This window comes from Amycolatopsis sp. NPDC050768 (assembly GCF_040654155.1).
Taxonomy (GTDB): Bacteria; Actinomycetota; Actinomycetes; order Mycobacteriales; family Pseudonocardiaceae; genus Amycolatopsis.
The window spans coordinates 488,076-508,986 of record NZ_JBFAHL010000006.1 but is presented as its reverse complement, the minus strand read 5'-3'; the positions used below and the strand labels follow the sequence as shown (position 1 = coordinate 508,986).

At 70.0% G+C, this 20,911-nt stretch carries 19 protein-coding genes; 16 read left to right on the top strand and 3 right to left on the bottom strand.

Going from position 1 to position 20,911, the window contains the following annotated elements:
* Positions 1 to 110: 110 nt before the first annotated feature.
* Together AB0H62_RS21005 and AB0H62_RS21000 are read right to left on the bottom strand one after the other, a co-directional pair.
* Positions 111 to 299 (bottom strand): DUF397 domain-containing protein, encoded by a 189-nt coding sequence (locus AB0H62_RS21005; RefSeq protein ID WP_220241407.1) that lies wholly within the window; start codon positions 297 to 299, stop codon positions 111 to 113.
* On the bottom strand, positions 296 to 1,156 hold the full coding sequence (locus AB0H62_RS21000; protein ID WP_360587553.1) for a helix-turn-helix transcriptional regulator: 861 nt from the start codon (positions 1,154 to 1,156) through the stop codon (positions 296 to 298). Before AB0H62_RS21000 ends, AB0H62_RS21005 begins: the two co-directional genes overlap by 4 nt.
* A gap of 1,451 nt (positions 1,157 to 2,607) precedes the next feature.
* On the opposite strand from AB0H62_RS21000, the gene AB0H62_RS20995 reads away from it, so the two are divergent.
* Entirely contained in the window at positions 2,608 to 2,859 is a 252-nt protein-coding gene (locus tag AB0H62_RS20995) for a hypothetical protein (protein WP_220241405.1), read from the top strand.
* Between the two features lie 306 nt (positions 2,860 to 3,165).
* Here the strand turns inward: AB0H62_RS20995 and AB0H62_RS20990 are convergent, their stop codons facing one another.
* Positions 3,166 to 3,834 (bottom strand): prepilin peptidase, encoded by a 669-nt coding sequence (locus AB0H62_RS20990; RefSeq protein ID WP_255638088.1) that lies wholly within the window; start codon positions 3,832 to 3,834, stop codon positions 3,166 to 3,168.
* Positions 3,835 to 4,037: 203 nt separating this feature from the next.
* On the opposite strand from AB0H62_RS20990, the gene AB0H62_RS20985 reads away from it, so the two are divergent.
* From AB0H62_RS20985 to AB0H62_RS20915, 15 genes are all read left to right on the top strand, one after another.
* A complete protein-coding gene (locus AB0H62_RS20985; protein WP_255638087.1) occupies positions 4,038 to 4,616 on the top strand; it encodes a hypothetical protein in 579 nt (192 codons plus the stop codon).
* Positions 4,617 to 5,705: 1,089 nt separating this feature from the next.
* Positions 5,706 to 6,410: a hypothetical protein gene (locus AB0H62_RS20980; RefSeq protein ID WP_255638086.1), complete on the top strand. Its 705-nt coding sequence runs from the start codon at positions 5,706 to 5,708 to the stop codon at positions 6,408 to 6,410.
* Positions 6,410 to 7,333, top strand: coding sequence for a carbon monoxide dehydrogenase maturation protein (locus AB0H62_RS20975; protein WP_220241404.1), 924 nt, complete (start codon positions 6,410 to 6,412; stop codon positions 7,331 to 7,333). The genes AB0H62_RS20980 and AB0H62_RS20975 overlap by 1 nt, the downstream gene beginning before the upstream one ends.
* Positions 7,330 to 8,700 (top strand): ATPase, T2SS/T4P/T4SS family, encoded by a 1,371-nt coding sequence (locus AB0H62_RS20970; RefSeq protein WP_220241403.1) that lies wholly within the window; start codon positions 7,330 to 7,332, stop codon positions 8,698 to 8,700. Before AB0H62_RS20975 ends, AB0H62_RS20970 begins: the two co-directional genes overlap by 4 nt.
* On the top strand, positions 8,697 to 9,608 hold the full coding sequence (locus tag AB0H62_RS20965; RefSeq protein ID WP_220241402.1) for a type II secretion system F family protein: 912 nt from the start codon (positions 8,697 to 8,699) through the stop codon (positions 9,606 to 9,608). Before AB0H62_RS20970 ends, AB0H62_RS20965 begins: the two co-directional genes overlap by 4 nt.
* Positions 9,605 to 10,495 carry a type II secretion system F family protein gene (locus AB0H62_RS20960; RefSeq protein ID WP_220241401.1) on the top strand — a complete coding sequence of 297 codons (891 nt, stop codon included), beginning with the start codon at positions 9,605 to 9,607 and terminating at the stop codon, positions 10,493 to 10,495. Before AB0H62_RS20965 ends, AB0H62_RS20960 begins: the two co-directional genes overlap by 4 nt.
* A 56-nt stretch (positions 10,496 to 10,551) precedes the next feature.
* Positions 10,552 to 10,746 (top strand): hypothetical protein, encoded by a 195-nt coding sequence (locus AB0H62_RS20955; RefSeq protein ID WP_220241400.1) that lies wholly within the window; start codon positions 10,552 to 10,554, stop codon positions 10,744 to 10,746.
* A gap of 17 nt (positions 10,747 to 10,763) precedes the next feature.
* Positions 10,764 to 11,174, top strand: coding sequence for a TadE family protein (locus AB0H62_RS20950; protein ID WP_220241399.1), 411 nt, complete (start codon positions 10,764 to 10,766; stop codon positions 11,172 to 11,174).
* Between the two features lie 51 nt (positions 11,175 to 11,225).
* Positions 11,226 to 12,173, top strand: coding sequence for a hypothetical protein (locus AB0H62_RS20945; protein WP_360587548.1), 948 nt, complete (start codon positions 11,226 to 11,228; stop codon positions 12,171 to 12,173).
* A gap of 59 nt (positions 12,174 to 12,232) precedes the next feature.
* Positions 12,233 to 12,634, top strand: coding sequence for a TadE/TadG family type IV pilus assembly protein (locus AB0H62_RS20940; protein WP_360587546.1), 402 nt, complete (start codon positions 12,233 to 12,235; stop codon positions 12,632 to 12,634).
* Positions 12,631 to 13,077: a pilus assembly protein TadG-related protein gene (locus AB0H62_RS20935; RefSeq protein WP_220241396.1), complete on the top strand. Its 447-nt coding sequence runs from the start codon at positions 12,631 to 12,633 to the stop codon at positions 13,075 to 13,077. Before AB0H62_RS20940 ends, AB0H62_RS20935 begins: the two co-directional genes overlap by 4 nt.
* Before the next feature lie 41 nt (positions 13,078 to 13,118).
* Positions 13,119 to 13,499, top strand: coding sequence for a hypothetical protein (locus AB0H62_RS20930; protein WP_255638085.1), 381 nt, complete (start codon positions 13,119 to 13,121; stop codon positions 13,497 to 13,499).
* Positions 13,500 to 13,552: 53 nt separating this feature from the next.
* Positions 13,553 to 16,408 (top strand): BTAD domain-containing putative transcriptional regulator, encoded by a 2,856-nt coding sequence (locus AB0H62_RS20925; RefSeq protein ID WP_255638084.1) that lies wholly within the window; start codon positions 13,553 to 13,555, stop codon positions 16,406 to 16,408.
* A 1,157-nt stretch (positions 16,409 to 17,565) separates the two neighbouring features.
* On the top strand, positions 17,566 to 18,822 hold the full coding sequence (locus AB0H62_RS20920; protein WP_220241394.1) for an AAA family ATPase: 1,257 nt from the start codon (positions 17,566 to 17,568) through the stop codon (positions 18,820 to 18,822).
* A gap of 45 nt (positions 18,823 to 18,867) precedes the next feature.
* Positions 18,868 to 20,625 carry a VWA domain-containing protein gene (locus tag AB0H62_RS20915; protein WP_360587543.1) on the top strand — a complete coding sequence of 586 codons (1,758 nt, stop codon included), beginning with the start codon at positions 18,868 to 18,870 and terminating at the stop codon, positions 20,623 to 20,625.
* Positions 20,626 to 20,911: the final 286 nt, after the last annotated feature.

Here is a 20,911-nt window from a genome sequence, read left to right as displayed (position 1 = left end):
TCGGTCGACGCACAGCTGTCGGAGGTTCGTGAGCGGACTTGCGCCGGAGCATCCGTTCCGAGCACGCCGATGCCCCGGTGGAAACTCACCGTGGCATCGAGATGGTTCGATCACTCGCGTGAGAAGTTCTTGATCAGCGCGCGCCATGCCGTGCTGGTGACCGACAGCTGCCCGCTATCTCGATCCTTCGTGTCGCGGACGCCGACCTCGGTCGGGGCGAGCGCGACCTCCACGCAGTTGTTGCCGTTCTGGCTCCGACGCGGCTTCCGCCAGCTGCTGGCGGTTGACGGCGCAGTCATGGTGTCCTCATTCCGTTGACAAGATCGGCGATGAACTCGATCGAAGCTGCGGGGCTCAGCGCGGCTGACGAGACGAGTGGGATTGCCTCGCGATACGCCTTCACGTCCTTGTCCTCGTGCAGGATCAGCCCACTTCGCCGGTTCTCGAGGAATACGATCGAGAGCCCGTCGTCGGCTCGCGGGTCGATCAGCGTGAATGCACCCTCCAACGCGGGATGCCAACCGCTGGTGAACGGCACCACCCGCACGTCGACATGTGGCCAGCTCGCGACCTTCAACAGGTAGTCCAGCTGCTCCACCATCATGTCCTTGGTCCCGATCACCTGCCGCAGGGCGGCCTCGCCAACCAGCACGACCAGGTTCGCGGGATTGGGCCTATCGATGCTCACGACTTCTCGGCGACCGAGGCGAGTTGCAACGCGGAGACTGACCTCGTCGGACGGCACCGTGCCACCGGACATGATCGCGCGGGTGTAATCCGGACTCTGCACCAGGCCGGGGATCAGCAGCGGCGCAACCTCGGTGATGGTGCCGGCCGCTGCTTCGAACTCGAGCAGGGCGGCGGTCTGTTGCCGTTGCTCTGGCAACGAGATCGCGAGCCACTGCGGGGCGTCAACATCGGCGAGCATGCCCATGATCTCGTCGTATAGGCCGTTGTTGACGCCGTAGTGACCCAAGATTCGGGCGACCGTCTCGGCCTTCGGGCCTCGCTCGCCGGTCTCGTAGCGAAGCAATGTGCGGGGATCGATGCCCAGGTCAGCCGCCGCAGCTCGGAGCGATTGGCGGCGATCTGTTCGCAGCTTCCTCAGCTTGGCGCCGACTGCTTTGGACTTGATTGTCGCCGTGTTGCCAGGCATGCAACACAGGATAGGGCAGTGGCGCCGTGAAGCGCACATCACCCGAACAGGTCATTGCCCTCCAATGTTTCCGGTGTTGACATTGATGCTGTCAACAAAGCAACGTTGGCAACGTTCGACGAAGGTGGACGGAACCGCGTAAGGGGTGGCCATGACCGGAGATGCCGTACACGACGCGGTGGCACCGGTCCTCCGTCCCGCGACGAGCCGCCGGCCCGCAGATGCGGCAGCCGGTTCCGGAGCGGATTCACCTCCTTCGAGTTCGCCCGGGCGACGCCTACCCGCAGAGGCGCCCGGGTTCATGAGGCGAGTGGCGGGGCGTGGAGACCAGCCCGTCGGCGGACCCCGGAGGCTGTGGTGCTCCGCTCCGCCGCTCGCTTCCCTCGGACGCGGCGGACCAGGCGGCGCATCCCCGGCCGCTGCCAGGTCCGTCGCCCTCAGTGCAGGAGGGGATTGATGAACGACGACCTCAACGCGCAGCAGACGAGGTGGCCAGGGCTGTGGAGCGGCAGGTTCCTCCACCTGGTTTTGCCTGGCAACGAAGAGCGGCTGTGCGGCGGCGGGCGGTTCTTTGGCCTATCGGAGTGCGGTGTCGCCTGCGTTCGAACCCGTTCCGCGCGCCCCGCGCTGGAGTACTGCCCGCAGTGCTTTCCTCTGTCATTGCAGGAGAGCGGCCTTGACCTTGAAGGTCCGATGCCGTTGTTGCCGAGGCGGGTTCCCGGTCGGGTGCCACCACCGGTTCCGAACCGACGCAACCCGAACAGCCCGTGGTTTTCGTCATTCGAGCCCCGCGTCGCCTCGGTAGTCCCGAACTTTGACGATGGGCGCCGGGCCGTGGCCACTCCGGTGGATGCACACTCAACGACGGTGGCGGTTCGAAAGCCAGGACTCGTGTCGAGCGCGAGCAACGATGAGGGACCAGTGATGCGCGCGAGGTCGGGCTCGTTGCTTCGGCGTGACGCCGAAGTGGGCGGTGACGGCGGGCAAGCGCGGTCGGCGCGGGCTCGGAAGGTGCGCAACCGGCATGGTGTTCTGGCTGTGTTGATCAGGGCTGGTTGGAAGGCTGGGCGACGCGCATGGGCCGTGTCGTGCCGTGACCGTGACGGACGACGCTCGTGCGTGCGGGTATCGATAGATGAACGAGGTCCGCGTTTGACGTTCGACGCGTCTGGTGCCGCGATTCTTCGCCCGTCGGAAGTGGGTCAGCTGCGTGCGCTGCTGCGAACGGCAATCGAGATACACGCGCGGCTGGACAGGTCAACACACGGGGGCGAGGTTACGCCTCGTAGCCATCCTGGGCCGTCGTCTGTTCCACTCCACGTGTACTCCGGTAGTCCACAGGGGACTGAACCGGCCAGTCGTGAGACTGTGCTGCTCGACAAGGAGTTTGGCGTGGCGCTCAGCGGTCAGCACGCGTCCGTCCGGTCCCGCCTGGTGGTCGGAGAAGCAGCGTGAACATAGAAGAAACAGAAATCGATGTGCCGTCCCAGCGCGCCCTGCGCCGAGTCGAGCGCGGAACTCTGCGTCGGTACGACGAGTTCTTCATCGCCGACGGAGGACAGGCGGTGGCGGACTGGGTTGCTCAGGCGTGCTCAAAGCTGATGGCGTCTGGTCACCTCGCCTCCGAACCGACGACCCAGCGACTTGAGCTCACGGCGTCTGGTGTTGAAGCGTCGGACAAGATTCGTCACCGGCGCGCGTGAGTGTGGGCCCTGCGCGGCCGGACTGCGTCGACCAGGTGACGCGATCAGATACGAAAACGATTTCCACCATGACACAACCGGCACAAAAGCGGCACAAAATCAGCACACCGCTGTGCTCGCCGTTCAGTTCCTTCACGGAGCTCGGCACCTCATCGTGGAGGTATGCGAGTCGAGTCATCTGTTCGAGCTGCCGATCCCGTCGGGGGGCCGGTAGGTCTGCGCTCGACATCGCGCGCTGGGGTGGCGCCCCTCCCTATTCGCGCCACCCCAGCCCTGGAAATCTCGGCGGGGCCCGTCGTCCCTGAGTTACGCGGCCGCCACAACCATCACGAGGGCTCCTGCGTAGAGACACGGCCCAAAGGGCACCAGAACCACACCCGCTGCGTTGCGTTGCCTGACTCCCGGGACGGCGACGAGGACGAGCGCCAGGACCGAGGCCGTCAGGAGAGCACCGCCGACGAACGGCCATCCGAGCCATCCCGTCACCAGCCCGACCACCGCAGCTGCGCTGATGTCCCCGGCTCCCACTTCTCCGGCAGTCACGAGGGCCAGGACGAGAAACAGGCCAGCGGCCGCTGCGAGTGCAGCGACGGCGCGGACACCAGGCGCGGAGTCGTTCCGTACGACACACAAGATCGAGAACCCGAGCAGAGCGCCGCCCAGCTGTGGCCACAACAGCGCGCGTGGCAACCGATGCTCGCACGAGTCGATGACTGCGAGCGGGACCGCCAGCACCGCCACGTATCCGTCGACCACGGGTTCGCCGCCGGCGCGAACGCGCCAGGCCACGAGTCCCAGCACAACAGCCGTGATCAGTGCCCCCAGCCACCACGACCTGGCGGCAACGTGGCCGGGCGGTACGAACCGGCGTGTGAGCAGGCTTCCTGCTGCCCCCAGTACGAGACCAACGACGACGGCGCCCAGCGTCGACCACCCACGGATTTGCGCGAACTGCACGGTGACCTCGGTTCTCACTTGATCAAGATGTACACAACAACCGCCGTTCGCGCTTCGCACATGGTCGTGCCCAGCCCATCGGGTGAACTTCACCGACGAGTTCACGAGTGCCGACCTCAAAACGGGAAAGTCGACCTTGCACGAATGCCAAGCCCGACGTGTTCCATCCGGGGAACGCGTGCACGTGCGGGCAACGGATACCAGCGACCTGGGGGCCAGCGATGACGCGTCTTTCGAGCAAGGGCATGCGCACGGCCGCGCTGGTCACGGTGATCGGGATCGGCCTGGGTGCGACCGCGTGCGGTTCTGGTGGAGCCTCAGCTCCCGCTTCCGCCAGGCCAAGCGTGCCAGCGTCGACCCCGAGCCGCGCAACTACGTCTCCTGCAGAAGCCGCGGCGCAAAACGCCACCACGGCGTACTTGGCGATGTGGGACGATGTCGCGGCGGTGGCGGCGACGTCTGACTGGCAGTCGTCGCGATTGGCTGATCACACGACGGGCGACGCGCTTTCGGTGCTGTCGCGCCAGATGTACGCCGACCACGCGAACCGCCTGATCACCAAGGGGCATCCTGTCGGTGTGCCGGTTGTTCAGTCTGTGGATTCGCAGAGCGCACCGAAGACCGTCATGATCCGTGACTGCTCAGACGCGAGCGGCTGGTTGAAGTACCGGACCGACACGGGCAAGCCAGCCGACAGTGAGCCCGGCGGCAAGCACCTGATCAACGCCGAGGTCAAACTGGGCATCGACGGATCCTGGCGGGTGACTCGGTTCGCGGTAGCGGGAACCGGATCATGCTGAGCGTCGAGCGAGCTGCTACAGCGGCGATGTTGACCTGCTCCGCAATGCTCGCGTGCGTGGGGCCTGCGTTTGCGGGCGACTGGTTCGGAGACGTCGATTGTGGTCAGGCGGCCTACGCGGGTTGTGCACTCGGTGCAGGGCAAGGCGGACGCGATGTTTCTCCAGCGCCGGGGCCAGGTGCACCGAGGTCGCCGCATGAACCCGAAGGACCAGCGCTTTCGGCACCGCCAGGCGACACCAAGGTCGGGCAAGACGATCGCGCGCGGTGCTCGTACGTGCGCAGCGACTATCAACTTCCGTCGGGCGTGAAGACCGCTAGCTACAGCTCGGGCGCGGGCGGCGTGAGTCTTGTGTCGTTGCGCTCGGCTGAACAGGGCCACGTGGTATCAGCGCAGGCCGAGAACGGGGGCGGCGCGTGGTACGTCTATCGCTGCTCGGGCACTGGGGCACGGGACGCGTTGTTCCGCGCGCCAGTGTGGATTCCGGATGGGCAAGCCCCAGGTGCGGCGCCGGTGCCGTCGCCGGAGGAGCTGGCGGCGCAGGCGCGGGCGCAGCTGCGGTTGCCGAGTCCGCTGATCGCATCGAGTCCGGCGGGGACGCAGTTGGTGCGGTTGCCAACGTGGTTGTGGCTCGATCGGGATGGGTGGTTGTCGAGGACGGCGACTGCGGCGGTGCCGGCGGTCTCGGTGACCGCGACAGCGACGCCGGTGTCGGTGGTGTGGTCGATGGGCGACGGCAGCACGGTGACGTGCACCGGGCCGGGCACGCCATTCACTAGTAGAGGTGATCCGAGGGCGGCGTCGCCGGACTGCGGTCACACGTACCAGCGGTCCTCGGCGGGAGCTCCGGGGGAACAATTTCGGGTGACTGCCACGGTTTCGTGGCGGATCGCGTGGGCCGGTGCGGGGGCGTCGGGGACATTCCCGGACCTGACGACCAGCGCGTCGGCGGCGTTGCGAGTCGCTGAAGCTCAAGCGCTGGGAACCGGCTAGGGCCGGAGAGTTCTCAATCGAATAGTCGTTCTTTTCCCCTCCTGACTGCGTTTTCGCGAATTCGTGGTGCAGGTGATCTATGCCTGGAGGTTGCATCATGACCAGCACGGATACCCCCACCCGGGGGCGCTCGTCGTCGAACGAGCTCCGAACGGTGTCGTGGCTTGACTCGTCGGGATCGCGCCGAGTTCCGGCGGCTCGACGCGGCCGGCGGCGACTGCCGCACCTGGTGGCCGGGGTGCTGCTGGTCGTGGTGTGCGTCGGCGGGTCGCTGTGGTGGGCCGGCAACAACGCCCACCGCGAGCCAGTGCTGGCTGTGGCGCGTCCGGTGGCGCTGGGGCACGTGCTGGTGCCGACGGACTTGCGTAGCGTCGACGTCTCGCCCGCGGCGGGGGTCATGGTCATCCCCGCGGGTCAGGCGTCCAGCGTCGTGGGTCGCCCGATGGCAACCAGCCTCGGCTCCGGCGCGCTGCTGACTCCGGACGCCGTCGGCGCTGCGGCGATTCCTGTGGGGCGTGCTGTGGTGGCGGTTGGGCTGGAGCCGGGCCAGTTCCCGCCGGAGCTCGCGGCTGGTGCCGCGGTCGCGGTGGTCGTCACGGCGGCCGGAACGCCAGGCGCCGGGGACCAGGCAACGGCGCCGGGCACATCGTGGTTGGCGACCATTCTCGGTGTCGCGCCTGCGGGCGCGGATTCGAGCTGCGTGGTGTCGCTTGAGCTCGACACTGCGAGCGCGGCGCAGCTGGCGCAGGCCTCGGCCGCGCAGTTGGCGTTGGTGCTTCAGCCTGCGGGTGGTGGTCGCTGATGCTGATCGCGTTGTGTTCGGTGAAGGGTTCGCCCGGCGTGACCACGCTGGCCATGGGCTTGGCCGCGCGGTGGCCGCACCCAGAGGCCACCTGCCGGCTGGTTGCTGAGGTCGACCCGTCCGGTGGCGACCTCGCGCTGCGGTTCGGGCTGCCGACCGCGCCGGGGTTGGTGAGCTTGGCGGCGGTCGTGCGTCGCGTGCAGGACCCGGCGGCGGTGTGGGAGCACACCCAGCCCCTGCCGGCCGGACCGCGGGTGCTGGTCGCCCCGCCCGGCGGGCCGCATGCGCGCGCTGCGTTGCACACGATGGTCACCGCGCACACCGGCCCGGTGCTGCACGTGCTCGCGCGGGTTCCGGGCGTGGTGGTGCTGGCCGATTGCGGCCGGGTTGACCGCGGCTCGCCGGCCGAGGCGATCGCCCGTCGGGCAGACGCCCTGATTCTGATGTGCCGGACTCGTGTCGAGGACCTCGCTCATGCCGCGGCGCGGCTGCCGGAACTGGCCGGCTGGACGGCGCGGCCCGGGCTGTTGCTGACCGGCCAGGGCTACGCGACCGCGGAGGTTGAGCGCGAGCTTGGCGTGTCGGCGATCGGGCGTATCCCGGATGACCCGGTCGGTGCCGCCGCGTTCAGCGGCCGGCGAACTTCCCGCGTCCGCCGACGCGGCTCCGGTGGGTTCGAGCAGTCGGTCACCGCGCTTGCCCGTGTTTTGGCTGCGACGGCGGCGCCACGGTCGCCGGCCGTCGCGGCGGTGGGCGTGCCGGGGGTGCCGGCGCAGCAGGTCCGTCTGCCCGGCGGGGAGGTGGTTCAGCTGCGTGAACCGCCGCTGGACCGACTCCGCCCGGTGCCGACGCCGCCAGCCTGGCCAACCACGCTGGAGAACAACGGTCATCACCTTCGGCTTGTCGGAACGGATCCGGCATGACCGCCATCGACCCGGCCCGCGTCAGCGCACAGCCAGCTGAGAGCGGCGCCGAGCAGCGCCTGCGGACACGACTGCGGACCGCACTGACCGCGAACCTCCCAGCGCGCATCGAGGGCGAGACTGCCAACGGCGCCCCGGTGAGCTCGGCGCGGCGGCGGGAGATCGGCCGCGAGGTGCTCGAGGCTGAAATGGTCGCGCACAGCGAAGCCGAGCTGCTCGCCGGCCGCGCGCTACCGACTGCCGCGACCGAGCAGGGTCTGGTCGAGCAGGTGTTGGATGAGGTGTTCGGCCTGGGCGGGTTGCAGCCGTTGCTGGCCGATCCGACGGTCGAGACCATCGTGGTCAACCGCTTCGACCGGGTGTTTCTCCAGCACACCGACGGCCGCCGTACCCAGGCCTCACCGGTTGCAGGATCGAATGAGGAGTTCACCGAGCAGATCCGCACGCTCGCGGCGCGCGCGTCCTCGGAGGAGCGGCGCTTCGACCGTGGCTCGCCCGCGCTGAACCTGCAGTTGCCCGGCGGGGAACGCCTCTTCGCTGTGCTGGGTCTGACGGCGGCCGGAGTGACGGCATGCACGATCCGCCGGCACGGCTACCTGACCACGTCGCTGGCGCAGCTGCGCCGCCGCGGCACAATCGACGCCGGGCTGGAGCGGTTCTTACGCGCGTTGGTGCGGGCGCGGAAGAACGTGCTGATCACCGGCGGCACGAGCGCGGGCAAGACCACTCTGCTGCGTGCGCTGGGCTCGGAGATGGACCCGGCGGAGCGGATCGTCACCATCGAGGACGCCTTCGAACTCGGGCTGGACCGCGATCCCCGATTGCACGCCGACGTCATCGCGCTGCAGGCCCGGGAGGCGAACGTCGAGGGCGAGGGCGCGATCGATCAGGCCGAGCTGGTCCGCTGGGGCCTGCGCATGAGCCCGGACCGCGTGATCGTCGGCGAGATCCGGGGGCCCGAGGTCATCCCGATGTGCAACGCGATGTCCCAAGGCAACGACGGCTCCATGGCCACGTTGCACGCGTCCAGCTCGAAGATCGCCTTCACCCGGCTGGCCTCCTACGCCGCCCAGGGCCCGGAACGACTGTCGCTGGAGGCGACCGCACTGCTGGTGGCGAGCGCGGTGCATTTCGTGGTCCACCTCGACCGCGCCGCCGACCGCACCACCCGGGTGATCGCCTCGATCCGCGAGGTCATCGACGCCGACGGCCCGGCGGTGATCTCCAACGAGATCTACCGCCGCGGACCCGACCGCCGCGCCGTGCCCGTGGCGGGCGCGCTGCGCGCCGACACGCTCGATGACCTCGTCGCCGCCGGCTTCGACCCGGCCCTGCTCACCCAGCCTGAGGGGTGGTGGACGTCATGACGATCAACCCCACCACCGTCATCGCCGCAGGTCTCGGTGCGGGCGCCGCCGGCGGCGTGCTGCTCATCCTCTCCGTCCCACGTCGTGACACGCCCACGAGCCTCAAGGTCGGCCGTATCCGGGCGCTCGCACGCCGGTTGCGGGATCGACGGGTGTTGCTGCGCCTGGCCGTGGCGCTGGGCGCGGGCATCGTGGCCGCAGCCGTGACCGGCTGGATGGTCGGCGTGGTGCTGGCCGCGGCGGCGGTCTGGTTCCTCCCTCGGCTCGTCGGCCCCGACCGCGTGCTCGCGCGCCGGATGGCGCGGATCGAGGCGATCGCCGGGTGGACGGAGATGCTGCGCGACGTCCTGTCCGCCGCCGCGGGGCTCGAGCAAGCCATCCTCGAAACCGCCCGCCTCGCCCCGCCCCCGATCCGCCCCGAGATCACCAGCCTCGCCGCCAGGTTGTCCAGCGGGCAGCGTCTGGCGCCGGCACTGCGGCAGCTGGCCGGGGAACTGGACCATCCGATGGCCGACCTCGTCCTCGCCGCCCTGGTGCTGGCCGCCGAGCGGCAGGCCCACCAGCTCACCGACCTGCTCAGCTCGCTCGCGACCACCGCGCGCGAGCAGGCGGCGACGTGGATGCGGATCGAGTCCGGCCGCGCCCGCATCCGCACCTCGGTCCGCGTGGTCGTCGCCACCACGCTGGTCTTCGCCGGCGGCGTCGTGGTGTTCGACCGCGCCTACCTCGACGTCTACAACACGGCCGGCGGCCAGCTTGTCCTCCTGCTCATCGGCGCCGTGTTCGCGACCGGGTTCGCCTGGCTCACGCAAATCGCCACCAGCACGGGCCAGAATCGCCCGCTCACCCTGGAAACACCGATCCCGAGCGTGGCCGAGGAACGGCCGGACGGGGGTGACCGCCGATGATTCCCGCGCTCCTGCTCGGCGTCGGCACAGGTGGCGGTTTCTGGCTGCTGCTGGCCTGGGTCCTGCCGCCCCACCCTGCGTTGGGCGAACGTCTCGCCGCGCTCGCACCACCATCCGCGGAGCCGATCACGACGACCCGTGACGCTGCGTGGGTCCGACGGTGGGGTCGGTTGGTCGTGCCGGCGCTGCGCGCCCTGGGCCTGCCCGGCGCTGCGATCGAGACCGACCTGCGGATCGTCGGCCGCGGCGCCGACACCCACCTCGCCGTCAAAGGCCTCCTCGCCCTCGCCGGGCTCCTGGCGCCGGGGCTGCTGCAGGCCCTGCTCGCCGCGGCCGGGACGGCGCTGAGCACCGAGGTGTCGCTGGCGGGAGGGATCGTCCTGGCCGCGCTGGGCTTCCTCCTGCCCGACCTCGATGTCCGGGCGAGGGCGGCTCGCAGCCGGCGCGAGTTTCGTGCTGCGCTCTCGGCGTTCCTCGACCTGGTGTGGATCACCCTCGCCGGCGGCGCCGGTGTCGAGGCTGCGTTGATCGACGCCGTCACCGTCGGCCACGGACCTGCGTTCGGCAAGGTCCGCCACGCCCTGCATGCCGCCCAGCTCACCCGCACCACCCCCTGGGCCGGCCTGCGCCAGCTCGGCGAAGAACTCGACATCACCGAGCTGGCCGAGCTCGCCGCCTCGCTCGCGCTGGCCGGCACCGAAGGCGCCCGTATCCGCGCGTCGCTCGCCGCGAAAGCGCGGGCCCTGCGCACCCACCAGCTCACCGACTCCGAAGCCGAGGCCCAAGCCGCCACCGAACGCATGGCCCTGCCCGTGGCTCTGCTGTTCCTCGGTTTCTTGACCTTCATTGCCTACCCAGCAGTACTCCAAGTCCTCAATGGACTCTAGCTGTGACGGCGCCATCTTGTTGGGACAAAAGGCATCGCGACAACGAAGGAAGTTTGATGTGGAGCCACATGCACACCCTGTGGACAGTCCTCTGCGCACGCATCACGGTGTTGCGGGCCGAGCCGGAGCGCGGGGAGATCACCACCACCGTCATCGTCACCGCATTGCTGGCCCTCGCCGCGATCGCCATTGTCGCGATCATCGTGGCCAAGCTGACCGCGAAAGCGAATTCGATCGACCTTGGCAGCTGACCGCGTCACCGCCCACGGTGACTGCGCGCCTCGAGCGCGCGCTGCGGGGTGACCGCGGCGAGGTCACCGCCGAGCTGGTCATCGTCATCCCGGTGCTGTTCCTGGCTCTGATGGCGATCATCCAGTTCGCGCTGTGGTCCCACGCCACTCACGTCGCCCAGGCCGCCACTGCCCAAGCCCTCGCCGCCGCGCGCACCCAGGATGGCACCGCCGACACCGGGCGCACGGCCGGGCAACAACTGCTCGACGACCTCGCCCACGGACCGCTGCAGAACCCGCAGCTGACCGTGTCCCGCGGACCGACGGCTGTGTCGGTCGTCGTCCAGGGCGAGGCCGCCGCGGTCGTGCCCGGCCTGCACCTGCACGTCCACGCCGAAGCCGCCGGCGTGGTCGAACGCTTCGTCCCCGACATCCCGGGAGCCCACTGACTCTTCACGCCGCAGCCACACAAGCGGCACGGCACGCGAACGGAAGATGCCATGACCACACGAATCACCACCACGCCGGTGCGCACCGGAACCTTCCACGACGGACCCGATACGCTGCTGCTCAACCCGCAGACACCACGTCGCCGATGGCACCGTGAACGCCTTCGTGCCTTGTTGCTGCCGCAGACCCTCCTCATCGGACTTGTCGGAGCTGCCGCGCCGGACGTGATCCATGCGCCGCCCGGATGGGCCGAGGTCATCGCGAACTTGAGCGTGCTCACCGCTGTGGGTGCCGGGGTCGTCCTGGCCGTCGGGGTCGGCCGGTTCCTGCGCATGCCCACCGACCACCGCCATCCGCCGGCCCGGCCGTGCCGTCTTGACCGCGTCCGCGGCGAATTCTTCTTCCGCAGCAGGGACTTCGCCGACCTCGGCCCCGACAGCCACCTGCTCGTGCGGAATCTGATCGCCGGCGTGGACGAGTTGCACCGCACCACGGCGCGCGTCTGGCTCGACCCGCAGCTCTGCGCCGAGGTGCATCACCTCGTGTGGCAGACCCTGGCCTGCTTGGACCGCATCCGCGCTGCCCGCAGCCTCGCCGCCGAACTCACCGCCGAGCCCGACACCGACACCGGCGCGCTCGTCGCCGCGGCACGCGAGGCCGTCGCCGTCATCGATGACGGCCTGGACCAGGTGGCCCGTCACCTGCACGGCTGCCTGGTGCTGACCCGCGCGTGGGAGGCCAAAGCCCGGTCCGCCGAGCTGACCACGCGCACCGACCAGGCTCTCGCTGAACTGCCCGGAAGCCACCTTCTGCACCAGCTGGCCGAGGTCGCCGAAGAACTCCCGCAACGCGTGTTCGCCTACATCACCGCCGCCCGCGACGTCACCGGCGCCGGCAGCTTTCCGTGGGAGCGGCCGCGCTCCACCTGGCCACACGCCGGCGGCGTCACCTCTCGGCGCGCCACCGGAGGTGCGGATGACAACGGGGGATCACCATGAGCCGCCTGGTCCCTGCCGTCTGGCGGCTGCGGCGGTGGTGGGCCGATGAGCAGGGGTCGGTGACCGTCGAGACGGTGATCTTGGCCCCGTTCTTGGTGATGCTGCTGGTGTTCGTCGCCGTGGTGGTTCACCGAGGGGTTGACGCGCGGCTGCGGCTGGACGACGCCGCCCACCAGGCCGCCCGCGCCGCCACCTTGCAACGCACCATCGCGGCCGCCACCACCGCGGCGGCCGACACCGCCAGCCACGCACTCGCCGAGGCGGGGATCGTGTGCCGCGAAATCACCACATCCCTGACTGGCACCCTCGCCCCGGCTAGCAGCGTCACGGCTACCGTGCGCTGCAGTGTCGACTTTGGCCAAGCCGCGCTCCTCGGCGTCCCCTCCACGAGGACGCTTATCTCCACCGCCAGCGAAGTCGTCGACACCTTCCGCTCCCAATCCACCGGAGCCACACCATGACCCGCCAGTCCGAGGGCGGATGGGGTTGCTGGTGGCGCGCCGAACGCGGCCAGGTGACCGTCCTGGTGGTCGTCCTGCTTGTCGCGCTGCTCGCCCTGGCCGGCCTGAGCTTGGACGGCGGCCTCGCGCTGGCCGGCAAGGTCCGCGCCGGCGGGCAAGCCGAGTCCGCCGCCCGCGCCGGCGCCCAAGCCCTCGACCTCACCGCCTACCGCACCACCGGTCAGGTCCGCCTCGACCCTGCCCGTGCGCACCAGCTCGCCCAGGCCTACCTCGCCGGCGTCGGCGCCACCGGGAGCGTCGAGGTCGGCGACGACACCGTGACCGTTGAGGTCACCGCCACCTACCGAACTCAGCTGATGTCGTTAGTCGGCGTGCGCGACATCCGCACGCACGGCCGCGGCACCGCCCACCCCCAACGCGGCGTGACCGCCATCGAGCCCTGACCTACACCACGAGTAGTCCACTGAACGAAGGGAGAACCGGCATGGTCACCTCCGAACAGGAGATCGCCCGTCGCATCGAGGAGACCGACTCCGCGCGCAGCGCCCGTCGGGCCGAGGCAGCCAACATGATCGGCGAGCTGGCCCGCCGCCACAGCGACCTCGCCGGCCAGCTCGCCGAGCTCGAACGAGAGCTCGGCGCCACCCTCACCTCAGCCGCGGACGTGATCGACGTTGCCGAGCTGGCCCAGATCACCGACATCCCCGCAGCCGACCTCGCCCGGTGGCACGGCCAGGCCGCCAAGCCCGTCCGCGGCCGCAAACGCAAGCGCACCGACCCGAAGACGAACGGCCTGCCAACCGCCGCACAGCCGCCGCAGCTCAGCTCAGCGGATCCTGTTGCCGCAGGCGCGGAACCCAGCTGATGCTCGCTCCTGGTCACCGTGCCGCGAGCACCGTCCGGTTCTTGGGTTGGACGGTGCGCGGCCTGCTTGCGACCGCATTGCTCGTGGCTCTACTGGCGGGGCTTCCGCTGGTGCTGATCTACGGCGTCGGGTGGCCGTTGCCCGATCACGTGCCGAGCCTCGACGAGCTCGAAGCGCTGCTGCGGACACCGATGTCGAGCACCTTCCTGCTCAACGCGCTCGCCTGCGTGGCGTGGCTGCTGTGGACGGTGTTCATCCTCGACGTCGCCGCGTGCGCGGTGGACGTGGTGCGTGGCGCGCGCCGGCCGCAGGACAGCGGGCCCGTGCGCCGCGTCGCTGCCGCGCTGGTCGGCACCCTGCTGGTCGCGCTGCTCGGCCGCACGGCCAACGCGGCACCCGCCAGCACACCCTCGCCCGGACATCTTCAGAGCTACGCCACGTCCGCCGCTGCGGCGGTCGACCGCGCCACCGCTGCAGACACCGAGGCAACACGGCCGGCGCAACCCGCGGGTCCTGGTGCTGAACGCGTGCGCGAGCCGGGCAACGGGGTCCACGACTCGCTGTGGCGCGTCGCGCAGCGCTGCCTCGGTGACGGCGACCGATGGCCGGAGATCTGGGCGCTCAACCGCGGCAGCACACAACCCGACGGACGAATTCTGCGCAACCCCAACCTGCTCCACCCGGGTGACCTTCTTCGCCTGCCCGCCGCCGAGCCGACCCCCAGCCCGGTCGCTCCTGCTCAACCCGCCGCTCCGCACCACCTCGCACCGACCCTCCCGAGCCCGGAGACGGGGCCATCCCCGCAGGCCGTCGCGCCGCCCGCCTCGGACGCCGCGCCGGGCCCGGAGATCGCGCGCACCGAGCACAGCGGGGGAGCGGTGACCTGGGGCGAGGGCGAGGTGTTCATCGGGCTCGGGCTGGCGACCGCAGTGAGTGCGCTGCTGCTGCTCGCCCGCCGGCGGCGCCACGCGCGCTACCAGCCCGGCAGCGGTCACCGCGGCGACGACCTTCCGGCCGCTCCGATCGTCTACCGGCTGCGCCAGGCCCACCTGCGCGCCCAGCGCGACAACGACCTCGAGGTCACCGACCCAGCGGACCCCGGCGACGACGACATTGATCCTGCCCTGGACACACGTCCCCCGGCTGAGCCGCACTGTGGCGACAACGAGTCCGTCGCCGGATCGGAGCTGACGGGGGGCCAGGGGAGCGGCGCCGCGCAGGTGCTCACGACCGGAGCTCGACGGGTGGTCGGCGCGAGCGCAGGAGCCGGCCCGACGAGAGTGCCCTCGGCAGTCGACCTTGCCGTCGCCGCATCTGGCGCGCGAACGAGCGGCGAGACGGGGGCTGCCGGATTCGGCGGCGGAATGCAGATCGCGCTCGACCTGGCCCAGGTGCACGGGCTCGGACTCGTCGGGCCCGGCGCCTATGCCGCGGCCCGAGCGTTGCTGCTCACTCTCCTCACCGCGCCGGCGCCCGCCGGGGACGCCGCGCCGGAGGTTCTGCTCCCCGCCGCCGACCTGACTCGCGTGGCTGGCCTGCCGATACCCGCCACGAGCCTGCCCCGGGCTATCACCGTCACGACCGACCTCGAGGCGGCTCTGACCCGGCTCGACACCGACCCCGCCGAGCTACACCGGCCCCGCATGCTGATCGCGACACCGCCGCAGGAGGCGAGCCGCCAAGCGCGCCTGCAGCAGCTGCTGGACAATCACGGCACCGCCGGAATGACCGCCGTGCTGCTGGGCCAGTGGCGCCCCGGCGTGACCGCCTACGTCACCGCCGCGGGCATCATCTCCGCCACCGATCCCGGCCCGGGCGAGTCGCTGCGCGGCACCCGAGCCTTCACCCTGCCCGACACAGCCGCCCGCGACCTGCTTTCCTTCCTGCACGCGGTCCAGCGCCGCACCGCCACCGAACCGGCCGACCCTCCCCCGAACACCAGCCCGCGCGCGCCCGCAGCACCGGCCATGACACCCGAACCCGCCGAAGCTTCCAATGGTCTGGAAACCACCGCCGGCTCGCACGACTCCCACTCGCCGACCAGCCCCGCGTCGCCTTCGTCTCCCGTGCCCCCGACCATCCCCGACGCGACGGTGTCCGACGCCTCGATCGAGCTGACCGTGTTCGGGGCCCCGACGTTGCGCTGGCGGACCGGCACCGAGCACCCCGAGGCGACCACCGACCTCACCAGCGCCCTCTCCGCGCGGCTGCTGGAGTTGGTCGTGTTCCTCGCGGTGCACCCCGCCGGCGTCGCTCGCGACGCGATCGTCGACGCCCTCTGGCCTGACGACCCACCTCGCAACCCGGCCAGCGTCCTGCGCACCGTGCTCTCCCGCATCCGCCGGGCGCTGGCGACCGCCACGGACGGCGCCATCGGCAACCTGGTGCTGATCGAGCACGGGCGCTACAGGCTCGACCCCGACCTCGTGAAGGTCGACTACTGGCGCTTCGCCACCGCCGTCACTCGCCGCCGCACCGCGACCGCACCAGTCGACCGCACCCACTCCTGCGAGATGGTCGTCGCCGGCTACGGTGGCACGCTGGCCGACGGGCTCGACAGTGAATGGCTCGTCTCCGCCCGCGAAGCCACCCGTCGCGACGCACTTGACGCCGTCGCCGCACTCGCGCGCGCTCGCGTCGCGGACGACCCCGACTACACCCTTGACCTGCTCGAGACGGCGCGTGCATTCGACCCCCACAATGAACTGCTCTACCGCGACATCATGCGCCTGCAACACACACTCGGTCGCCACGACGCCATCTCCCGCACCCTCAGCCTGCTCGAGACCCGGCTGACCGAAGTGGACACAGCACCGACCGCGGACACCATCGATCTCGCACGCCGGCTGCGCGACCACGCCCAGGGACTCCCGCTCACGGATACGACCGAACCGCCCCACTGTGCCTGAACGGGCAGGACACTCCCTTCCGTCTCTTGCCGAGAAGTATCCGGCTGAACTCGACCGACTCGATTGAGGCATTTTCGAGAAACACCAAAATGCCTCGATATCGTCCCGCTGTTCGCGGCGAGACGATGCTAGCGTCAATACGCGAGCGTCCGTCGACCGTGAAGAAAAAGAAAACTGTGGCACCATCTCCATTCGATTTTCGCCGTCGACGACGACGTTCCCCATTTCTCTGTGCACGTCAGGGACTCGTCCTCATCAATGTGTCACGTCGGGCTCGCTGCGTATCGCGCCCCGACGCTGTGCCATTCGCCCTAGGTCGAACTCGCTCCCGTGGCCAGCCCTCGCAGGCAAATTCGGCCGACCCGCCGCCCCGAGGACCAGGCGCCAACGCGGGTTCCGGCACCCCTACCGGCCCGGTACCCGCTCCAGCGACCGCCTAAGGCGGATCCACCCATCCGCGACGTTTCTGCAGGTCACCGTGCACGATCGGGGATCCAACGGTGTCCCAGACTCGCCTGACACCAAGCAGGAGAACACATCTGACCCCGGCGTCGCCGCAGCAGGGGGGTGGCGGTCGCTCGGTGGTCATCACCACGGCACTCAAATCACCTTCCCTGACTCCTCCTCATGGCGTCATATTCCTATTTCAAACAATTGTTTCTATGTATTCCTGTTCGAGGCCGGCCCGCCCGCGTCGAGCGAAGCTGATCCATCCTGACCTGCGTAAACAGAATGGAAATCGATATCCACATTCGAAAAAATCCCCCGAATTGGTCGCGGAAAACTGTTGTGCACCGCCCGGGGTCGAGTTACGTTTGATGTGTCACCGGGCCGGAAAACAAATAGCCACCGCCTCTGAATCGGGCTGCGCGACAGGTCATCCCGAAAACGCATCACGGAACGGGGAAACCATGTGCTACTCCGACACCATCACCAACCCCGACGGGACTGCCACCGCGTTTTGTAGCTGCTTTTGGCTGCAGGACCACGCCAAGACGCCGAAGCGGGCACGGACGGCGATCATCGGGCGGCTTAGGAACTTCCCCTTCCTTCCCGACCGCGACGCGTGAACGTTCGCACCGGCCCGCTCACACGATGCAACACCAATGACCCGACCCGCCACCGCACACCGGACACGGCCGAAAGGAACGCACAGGATGACCACGCCCACGCCGCCCGCTTCATCATCCGTCACCGCGCCCGCTGCACCGGCGGGCAGCGCAACAACCCGACTGCGCAACGGTGAATTGCGCGCCATGGTCGCCAAAGTCCTGGCCGACAACGCACACACCGAACTGAAACCGCGTGAGATCGCGAACGTCCTGCGCCGGTCATCCGGGGCGGTTGGCAACGCGTGCAAGGCACTCGCGGACCGGGGGGAAGCTGCGATCGCCGCCGCCACGCCGCTGATGTACCGGGCGACCGCAACCACGGCGGCCGTCGCCGCGTCTGTGATCGCCCCGGGGTCGCCCCGCGCACCCCACGCGTCCCGTAAATCCCGCGCGACACCGTCACGGCCGCCGACGGGCGCGCCGGGTGCCGCAGCAGCGACCGCGCCCGGATCGACTGGCACGGGCGTCACCACCACCAGCGCGGCGCACCTGGTGACCGGTCCCGTTATGCGCCCCAACGGCATGGACTACCACCCCCGGTTACTGTCCGGCGTGCCGGACGTGACCGCGTTGCGGCGGTTGCGGGACGCCAGCGTTGCGGCGCTGCTGTACGGGCCGCCGGGCACGGGCAAGACGTCGGTGGTGGAAGCGGCGTTTCCCGACTGCATCACGGTTCAGGGGGACGGCGACACCGTGGTAGCCGACTTCGTCGGCGACTACACCAAAACCCCAGACGGTGACTTCGTGTTCGTGCACGGCCCGTTGGTCCGCGCGATGCGCGACGGGGCGCCGCTATTCATTGACGACGCGACTCTGATCCCGCCGACCGTGCTGGCCGTGGTCTACCCCGCGATGGACGGACGTCGTCAGATCGTGATCAAGGCCAACGGCGGCGAGGTCGTCGACGCCACGCCCGGGTTCTATGTCGTCGCCGGTCACAACCCCGGCGTACATGGGGCGGTGCTCACCGATGCCCTGGCGTCCCGGTTCTCCGTGCAGGTTCAGGTGTCCAGCGACTACGACCTCGCCGACCAGCTGGGCGTGGACAAAAAAGCGGTGCGCGTAGCCCGCAACCTCGCCACCCGGCAGGAACGGGGCGAGGTCGGGTGGGCGCCACAACTACGCGAACTGTTGGCGTTCAAGAAGATCGCCGCCGTGCTGGGCGCGGACGCCGCCGCCGGGAACTTCGTCGGCATCGCACCCGAAGAGGACCGCGCCACCGTCGCCGCCGTCGTGCGTGATGCCTTCGGCCGCACCGTCGAGCCCCTTGCCCTCGGCGCACGCATTACCACCAAACCCTGACACCCCACCAAATCGACCCACAACCGCCGCGAAAGGACCTCAGACGTGACCACCCACATCACCATCGACCCGACCGCCACCGGACCCGCCGTGTTCCCCGCGCGGCCGGAATGGCTGACCCTGTCCGTGGCGCTGGCCGACGAAGTCCCGATCATCGCCGACCGCGACGACCTGCTGGTCAGCGTCGCTCCCGGCGCGGGCGGCGGCGCCCCGGCCTGCTTCTACCCCGCCCGCGCACTGATCGAGGTCGACGGCAACCACCTCGGCGTGGACCCCGCGACCATCGACCCCGCCAACCTGTCCGATCGTGCCCGCTACGCCCCGGCGTGGGGCGCCCTGACCCACGAATGCGGCCACGCCAAACACACCGCGTGGGAACCCCCGCACGACGCACCGCCCGCCGTGGTCGCCGCTGCGATGCTGCTGGAAGAGCCCCGCATGGAGGCCGCGCACGTGCGGCGCCGACCCGATGACCGGCACTGGTTGCGGGCGTGTGTGAAGGGCATCGTCGCCGCCGACTTACACCTGTTCGCCGACCCCGCCACCGCCCCGCAGCTGACTCCTGCGGACGCCGCACACACCGCCGCATTGCTACTGGGCCGCGCGGACGGTGGCGTGCTCACCCGCGCAGAGGTCGCCCAGGTCGCCAGCGTCGTCGAGGACGTCCTCGGGGCGGAGGTACTGGACAAGCTGCGGGCGGTGTGGCGGGAAGCGCTGTGCACCGCCGACGACGACGCCACGACCATGCTCGACCTCGGCCGCCGATGGTGCGAGATCCTCGGCACCGACCCCAACACGCCCGCCGAACCGGGCACGCCCCCCGACCCCTCCGGCACCCCCGATCCCGATGGACCCACGGCCGACCCTTCGCCTCTGGCCGACGCGATCGCCTCCGTCCTCAACGAAGTCGCCGCGAACGTTGCGCAGGAAAAGGCACCCGAGGACCCCGCCGCCGTCGCCGCCGCCGAGAGGGCAGCCGAGGACGCCGCAGAGCGGACCGCACGGAAGTCCGCGCGGCTGGTCTTCGCCGCCGGAGGCCCCCGCCGAGGAGGCACGAAAACGGCGGGAACCCGGCCGCCCGAACAGGACGAGCGCACCGCCGCACGAGTCTTGGCCCGGGCGCTGGACACCGCCGGAATCCGGGAACGCGTCGCGACGAAGTCCACTTCGGAGGTACCCCCGGGACGGTTGCGGATGCGCGGGGTGCGCGCCGCCGAAGCCCAGCGCGCCGCCGGGGCCGTCGTGACCGCCGAACCGTTCACCCGCGTCACCCGGACCCCCGTCATAGTGCCGCCGTTGCGGGTCGGGATCGCGTGCGACGTGTCCGGATCAATGGGATGGGCGCGAGCACACGTGGCCTCAGCGGCGTGGATTCTGGCCAATGCCGCCCGCCACACCAGGGTGCCCACACAGACCGCCAGCGTGATCTTCGGACGCCACGTCCGCCCGCTGACCCACCCCGGCAGGCCGCCCGCCGAGGTCACCGAGTTCTACTCCAACGACAACTGGGAGGACATCCCCGTGGCGCTGGACGCCCTCGACGGCGCCCTCGGCCTGTCCCGCCCCGGCGCGGCACGGCTGGTGGTCATCGTGTCCGACGGCGAATACCGGCATGAACCCCGCCGCAAGGGCCAGAAGAAGCTCGACCGGCTCCGAGAGTCCGGCTGCGCCGCGCTGTGGCTGACCACCAGCGCCAACGACAAACCGCTCAGCGGGGCGACCGTCCACGTACTGACTGACCACACGACGACCGCCCGTGCCATCGGGCACGCCGCCACCGCCGCCCTGCGCGCCGCCCGCTGACCGCACGGGGTCCGGGGCGGGACCACCGCACCAGACCCCGTGCGCACCGACCAACGACGTCGGCCGGGCGCGCCGCCTGGTGGCGATTCGATGGCCTCGGCCGGCGAGTCCATTTGCGGATTTTACTTCGACGACAAATGCAAAAGGAGCAGTGATGACGAACTACGACGGTGAGGTCGACATGGTGGCACGCACGTCCACCGAGAACGGCTGCCAGGTGACCACGATTATTGCCGATCGCGCCGACGCGCACGGGTCCTCTATCGCACGGTCACCCGTGAGGGCG